8 protein-coding genes are annotated in these 5,792 nt (G+C 66.4%); 6 read left to right on the top strand and 2 right to left on the bottom strand.

Translation table 11 applies throughout. From position 1 onward, the window contains the following. From ACT3S2_RS15645 to ACT3S2_RS15635, 3 genes are all read left to right on the top strand, one after another. Positions 1 to 643 (top strand): hypothetical protein (locus ACT3S2_RS15645; RefSeq protein ID WP_444561910.1); only part of this gene is annotated, 643 nt, incomplete at its 5' end. Positions 644 to 1,054: 411 nt separating this feature from the next. Continuing rightward, positions 1,055 to 1,999 carry a tyrosine-type recombinase/integrase gene (locus ACT3S2_RS15640; protein ID WP_444561909.1) on the top strand — a complete coding sequence of 315 codons (945 nt, stop codon included), beginning with the start codon at positions 1,055 to 1,057 and terminating at the stop codon, positions 1,997 to 1,999. Between the two features lie 69 nt (positions 2,000 to 2,068). Continuing rightward, complete coding sequence (locus tag ACT3S2_RS15635; RefSeq protein WP_444561908.1) at positions 2,069 to 2,305, top strand: hypothetical protein; 237 nt, start codon at positions 2,069 to 2,071, stop codon at positions 2,303 to 2,305. Here ACT3S2_RS15635 and ACT3S2_RS15630 read toward each other — a convergent pair. After that, positions 2,302 to 2,445, bottom strand: coding sequence for a hypothetical protein (locus tag ACT3S2_RS15630; protein ID WP_444561907.1), 144 nt, complete (start codon positions 2,443 to 2,445; stop codon positions 2,302 to 2,304). The genes ACT3S2_RS15635 and ACT3S2_RS15630 overlap by 4 nt on opposite strands. A gap of 104 nt (positions 2,446 to 2,549) precedes the next feature. After that, positions 2,550 to 3,077 carry a hypothetical protein gene (locus ACT3S2_RS15625; protein ID WP_444561906.1) on the bottom strand — a complete coding sequence of 176 codons (528 nt, stop codon included), beginning with the start codon at positions 3,075 to 3,077 and terminating at the stop codon, positions 2,550 to 2,552. Between the two features lie 904 nt (positions 3,078 to 3,981). Here ACT3S2_RS15625 and ACT3S2_RS15620 point away from each other — a divergent pair. From ACT3S2_RS15620 to ACT3S2_RS15610, 3 genes are all read left to right on the top strand, one after another. Further along, positions 3,982 to 4,248, top strand: coding sequence for a hypothetical protein (locus tag ACT3S2_RS15620; RefSeq protein WP_444561905.1), 267 nt, complete (start codon positions 3,982 to 3,984; stop codon positions 4,246 to 4,248). Beyond that, entirely contained in the window at positions 4,245 to 4,820 is a 576-nt protein-coding gene (locus ACT3S2_RS15615; protein ID WP_444561904.1) for a hypothetical protein, read from the top strand. The genes ACT3S2_RS15620 and ACT3S2_RS15615 overlap by 4 nt, the downstream gene beginning before the upstream one ends. A gap of 445 nt (positions 4,821 to 5,265) precedes the next feature. After that, entirely contained in the window at positions 5,266 to 5,736 is a 471-nt protein-coding gene (locus tag ACT3S2_RS15610) for an HNH endonuclease (protein ID WP_444561903.1), read from the top strand. The last annotated feature ends 56 nt before the right edge of the window (positions 5,737 to 5,792 follow it).

The following is a 5,792-nucleotide window of genomic DNA, read 5'->3' as shown; positions in this document are numbered from 1 at the left end:
GGATCACCACATGACCAAGACCAAGAGCACCGCCAAGAACACCCCCGCCGCTGACCGACTGGAGGTACTGCGCCTTGACGTGAACGCCGCTATCGCCGAGGCCAGAACCGCACGGGAAGCCGCCGACGCGCTGACCTATCGAGTCCGGGAGGGGCAGACCGTGAGCACCGAGGAGTGGACCACACTCCCCGCCGCCGCCGCCATGGCCAACGTGAAGCTGGGAGCGATCCGCGAAGCCTACGAACAGGAGCGGACGCACGCCGAGCGTGAGCAGGTGGAGGCGCTAGTCCGGGGCGCTCGGGAGCGACTGACCCGGGAGCCGGAAACCACTAGCCGGTTGGCCGAGCTGGCCGCATACGTCAAGGCCGAGCTGGACAAGATGACCGTCGAGATCGACGCGTACAACGCGGCCCTGCTGGAAGTCCACGACGCGGCCCGGGTCCCCGGTACTCTCTCGGGAAGCTCCTACGGAACCAAGACGCGGCCCATCGTCCTCGAACACGGAATGTATGTTGACCAGGACTTCTCTGGGAAGTTCGTTCGGATCGACGGCGAAGAGTTCCGCGAGCTGGGAGCGCTCGGGCTGGTGGACGATGTGGCGCACAACGTCGAGATGATGAACGCCGCCGACGTCGCCGCCTAACAGCGCATCCCGACTAACGGCGGCATCCTCAACTAGGTCCGACTAATGAAGGGGACCCCTCCGGGGGTCCCCTCTTTCGTGCCCTGACAGTTGACGCATCCTGTAAGGCCTGCTACAAACCCTGTAACCCGTACGCAAGACTTTTTGCTAAGACAAGCAGGGCGCCGCGCCCGTGCGCCGGGGATGCTCCCCCCGCCCCTACGCGCTACAGCTCCAGCGACTAGGCCGGTGGCACCCCTGCCACCCCCGGCGATAGGTGCCGGTGACGGCCCCGGCGAAGGACGGCGAGCACGGACGGCCAACCCTGACCGACGGCAGACGACTCGGCCCCGGGCGGGTCACCCGGACGCCGCCGCGCCGCCGACCCGACCCTGTTTGAACCCACACGATAATGTCTGTTATCGTGTGGGTATGACTTCAGCACTCGACACCACCGACCCAACCACGGACAACGCCGACCGGCACGCCGCCCTGATCGCAGGGTGGGCACTGTCCCTCGGATCACCGAACACCCGCCGCGCCTATGGTCGGGACCTCGGGTCCTACCTCGGATGGCTCGACCGCTCCGCGCTCGACCTGCTGACCGTGTCCCGCGTCCACGTTGACGCCTACCGGGAACACCTCGGGAGCATCACCGAACCCCGCGCCCTGTCCGCTGCCACGGTGGCACGCAAGCTATCGGCCCTGTCAGGTTTCTACGCCTATGCCGTCAGCGCTGACGCGCTGACCTCCAACCCCGCCGCGCTAGTGAAGCGGCCCACCGTGGATGCCGACACGTCAGACACGCAAGGGCTGACCAAGGATCAGGCGCGGGAGCTGTACGCCGCCGCCGTCGAGGACGGGCCACGGTCCCGGGCGCTGGTGGCGCTGCTGCTGACCTCCGGCATCCGCGTCAGCGAAGCCCTCGGCGCGACGACTGCGGACTATGGGCACGACTCCGGCTATCGCGTCCTGACCGTCACCCGCAAGGGTGGCAAGCGCGCCAAGGTGGTCCTGTCCGGTGTGGCCGTCGAAGCACTGGACGCCTACCTAGAGACCACGGGGCATGAGCTGGTGGCCGGGTCGGCTGACGCCGCCCCCATCTTCACGACGGCGACGGGCAAGACGTGGGCATCGTCAGAAGCTTTCCGCACTGTGCAACGGCTGGCCAAGGTTGCCGGGATCGCCGGGAGGATCAGCCCTCATAGCCTCCGGCACACGTTCGCCACGATCCACCTTGACGCCGGGGGAACCCTGCACGACTTGCAGGACAGCATGGGCCACGCCGACCCGAGGACGACCCGGCGCTATGACCGTGCGCGGGGCAACCTCGCCAAGAGTGCCACGCATACTGTGACGGCAGCGCTGGCGCTATAGGCAGGAACACCCCGGGCCGGGAGGCCCGGGGTAGGTGAGACGATCAGACGAGACGACGAGGGACAGACCATGACGTGCAAGGCATCCGAGATTTACAACCAGCTCACTACGCTTAGGTTCCAGCTAGAGCAACTGACCGAACAGGGCCGCGTCGTCATGGCGCGGGACAGCATGAACCGGGATCACCCCGAGGTGGCCGGCGCGACTGCCGCCGCGCTGGCAGGACTCGATCAGGCGATCAACGCCACCGCATGGATGGAGACGCTGCCGACCCTCTCCGGGGACTATCCCCCGCTCAAGGACTAGGCCGCGTCGTGGGCCATGGCATCGGCGACGATGGCGGGGAGCATGTCGTCGGTCAGCCCCGAGGTGTCCAGCTCGACCAGCTCCCCGTCGATCATGGCGACGGCATAGCCGGGGGTGTCGATCAACAGCTCAAAACTCATAATGGATTGCCCCTCTAGATGGTGTCAGTGTGGAGGCCCTGCGGGGCCTCCGCTGGTATTTAAACACCCATGGACAGCATGTGTCTCTTGACCATCACAGGCCGTCACCGACGGCGTCGACGGAACCATGCCCTCACAGGCGCTGTGCGTCGATCTGACGGCATCGGAGGGGTTTCAGAGGTGGACGGGCCGGGGGTGTCGTGCGAGCCGTCAGGGGTGGACGCTGGAGGCGTTGCGGGGGTGCCACCCTCCAGCATGCGCAGGGCCGACGCTTGAGACTGAATCAGCCGTTCACGCTCGACCGCTACCGCCTCAGCTACAGCGGCGCGGCGCTCGGCATCGGCCAACCGGGCGCGCAGCTCCTCCAGCTCGGAGGGGGCCACCACGGGGCCGTCAGTGGGGGGTACCGCGCTACCTGCCACGCCGGGACGCTGGGAGCTGTCAGGGGGTGCTGTCGTGCCGGACAGGTAGCCGAGTGAGACGAGGGCAGGAACGGGGATGACCCACCCGCTATCGGCGACGGTGGCACCGGCTGCCTCAAGGGTGGCACGACGGCGGCGCAGGGTGGAGACAGAGATCCCACAGGCCCGGGCGGCTTGGGCAAGGCCCATGGTGGGCGCGGTGTCGGTCATGGGGTCCACGGTAGCGGTCCGCGCTGCCGCGCTCCCCGCACCAGTCAGGACGGCGCGCCGGTTAAAAGGAATATCCCCCACAAATGCCAGTCCGTGGGGGATACTCAAAGCGTTCTACAACTTCATGGATGAGTCTAGCCGACCTGCCAGTCTGGCGCTAGACAACACGCGGCGACGGCAACCCCGCGATACCAACACCGCCGCGCCGCTCACCCCGGCGACCACCGCGTTAGATGCGGTTCTATTTTCGATCCATCAGCCAGTCAGACGCTGCCCATGCCGCGAGACATGGGCGCGAAGAAGTGCCGAGTCTGAACCTACGGTGAGAAGCCCCGAGTCGAACATCGGGCAACCCTCCAAGAGCTGACGGAACACGCCGCCACTGCACGGACGTAATGACCCGTGCCAAGTACAGGCAAGCCTGACGGCTTGCCCTACCGATAGCGACCGACCGACTGACGCGGTCCACGCCTACTTGCCTTGAAGTCTCCAGCCCCACCCGCTGGAGCATCAAGGCAAGCCCCTGCCCTCCTGCTCCCTCCCTCCCTCCACGGTCACCACTTCCACCCGCTGCGCTCGCCGTACGCACAGACCAAACAGGCCACGGGGAGACAGGGAAAGACGGTAGCCGGCGAGCGCAGGAGGGACACCAGACAGGGGCCGGTCCGCTGGCGCTCCCCGACCCCACCAGATTGGCATGTAACGAGCATCACGGCGCGTCGATTCGCTGGAACGATCAACAGTGTGTTACGATTATGGACTTGCCACCCTACGATTCGTGGCAGGACATAACTGCATAACATTCAAACTCACAGCAAAGCATTCAAGGAACGGCCCAAAGTCAGGGCTCCGTTCACTGGATGCTTTTTTGCGCTAACGACCACGGACAGGAGCACGGCAAGACATGGCAGTACACAACATCAAGACAGCGGGGCAGGGGTGCCCCGCATGTGGGGAGACGTTCGCCGGTCCGCTCGCATTCGATCGACACCACGTAGGCACCGACGGCACGCCGGGACGCTGCACGATTCACCCGTCCTATACCGGCGACACCGGGGCCACCGTCAACCGCCACTGGCAGGACGACGCCGGGAGCTGGCACTACGGCAAGACCGCCACCAGACCGAGCGCTCCCGCGCTCGCCGACATCCTCCAAGGGGTGGCCGCATGAGCGACCAGACGACGAACGAGGCCGCAGCGCTCTGGGCGCTGGCCGGGTCCATGATCGACGGCAAACTATCCACCTCACGGCGACACCTCCGGGCCATGGCAGGGCTGGCAACAATGGACGAGCTGCACGCGGCCGAGCGTGGCCTACAGGGGCAGGGCATCATTAGGCCGACATCGACCAGGGGGAACAGATGGGCAGTGGACTACCGACTGACCAGACGGGGCCGGGAGTTGGTGGGAGCGCTGCCGCGCTCCACTGACGAGACGATCCCCGAAGCACTCCGGGCGCATGAATGGGCCGACGCCGGGGCACTCTGGGGCAGGGCACCCAAGGGGGAACCTGTCGACACCCGGGAGCTACTGGCGCTCATGCCAGAGGTCAACCTCAACATGGTCTACCGACTGGTGCGCAAGCTGGCCGCGCTACCCGTCCCCGTCGTGACCATCACCCGGCAAGCCGACGGCACCGGATGGGTACACGGCTTCCATGAACCGGACGCCGACGAGTGGCGCATCGTAGCTGACCACATCGACGGCCAACAGGACACGGGCGCGATCGGACGGGCAGCATGAACCGCCATCGTCCCGTACCCGCAGTGCTCTGGAGGGACGGCACACCCCCGGCTCCGGCTGGGGCCTCCACCGGGGCACCTCCGTTATCCCAGAGTCCTGCAAGACGGTGCTATGGGAGACGGTGCCCTAATAACGTGACGAGCCAACAGCGGCGCTCGCCGACCGCTACACCCGTTGCGCCGTCAGGGATGCACGCCCAGACACCCCAGAATCGGCCCGACTTTTGTACGGATGGACTGGAGGCCGGAAAGTGACGATGGGACGCCCCAAAACACAGGGCCGATGCAGGGTGAAGCCCTGCACGAAAGACGCCCGAAGCCGTCACATGTGCCGCAGTCACTACGAGAAGTGGAACCGTGAACGCGGACATCTCCGGTGCCGCTGGGAGGGATGCCGGAACCATCAGGAAGACGGAGGGCGGCGACACGGCAAGGGGACCGCCAAGGTGTTTTATTGCCGGGAGCATGAGGCCGAACACCTCCGACCCGACGCCGACACCGAGGCCGCGAACCTCTGGAGACTGGCCGCGCAGATCACCACCTACGGTGACTGCTGGATCGCGTTAGGGCCACCCGCTGGCCGGGATGGGAAATACACCTACCTCACCCCCGAGGGTGGCAGCGACGCCGCGCCATGGCTGGCCCACCGAGTGGCTTGGGACCTGCTGGCCGGTGGCCACAAGCAGGGCCTAGAGCTGGATCACCTATGTGGCAATGCGTCGTGTGTGTCACCGGCACACCTCCAGCCGACCCGGCACGCCGAGAACCTGAAGCGCCGCAAGCATCGCGCCAAGGTCACCAACTGGGAGGCCGTGGGCCTCCCCGAAGTGCAACGGTTCGCCGCCCATCACGGCCTACCGCTACCCCACCCGCAAGACCAGACGCACGACCACCCCGGCCACGCCCAAGCCGCCTAGCCGACCACCACACCACCAAGGCCGGGGCCTAACGGCCCCGCCTACCTGATCGAAAG

The sequence above is a fragment of the Arthrobacter sp. AOP36-A1-22 genome, from assembly GCF_052377615.1.
Taxonomy (GTDB): domain Bacteria; phylum Actinomycetota; class Actinomycetes; order Actinomycetales; family Micrococcaceae; genus Arthrobacter_H.
The sequence above is the reverse complement of the archived record's forward strand: the minus strand, read 5'-3'. Positions and strand labels throughout refer to the sequence as shown.

What these genes read in the sequence shown, in the direction of transcription:
- ACT3S2_RS15630 (WP_444561907.1), bottom strand. Translation starts at nt 2,445, where the DNA reads ATGAGTTTTGAGCTGTTGATCGACACCCCCGGCTATGCCGTCGCCATG.
- ACT3S2_RS15640 (WP_444561909.1), top strand. Translation starts at nt 1,055, where the DNA reads ATGACTTCAGCACTCGACACCACCGACCCAACCACGGACAACGCCGAC.
- ACT3S2_RS15635 (WP_444561908.1), top strand. Translation starts at nt 2,069, where the DNA reads ATGACGTGCAAGGCATCCGAGATTTACAACCAGCTCACTACGCTTAGG.
- ACT3S2_RS15615 (WP_444561904.1), top strand. Translation starts at nt 4,245, where the DNA reads ATGAGCGACCAGACGACGAACGAGGCCGCAGCGCTCTGGGCGCTGGCC.
- ACT3S2_RS15620 (WP_444561905.1), top strand. Translation starts at nt 3,982, where the DNA reads ATGGCAGTACACAACATCAAGACAGCGGGGCAGGGGTGCCCCGCATGT.
- ACT3S2_RS15625 (WP_444561906.1), bottom strand. Translation starts at nt 3,077, where the DNA reads ATGACCGACACCGCGCCCACCATGGGCCTTGCCCAAGCCGCCCGGGCC.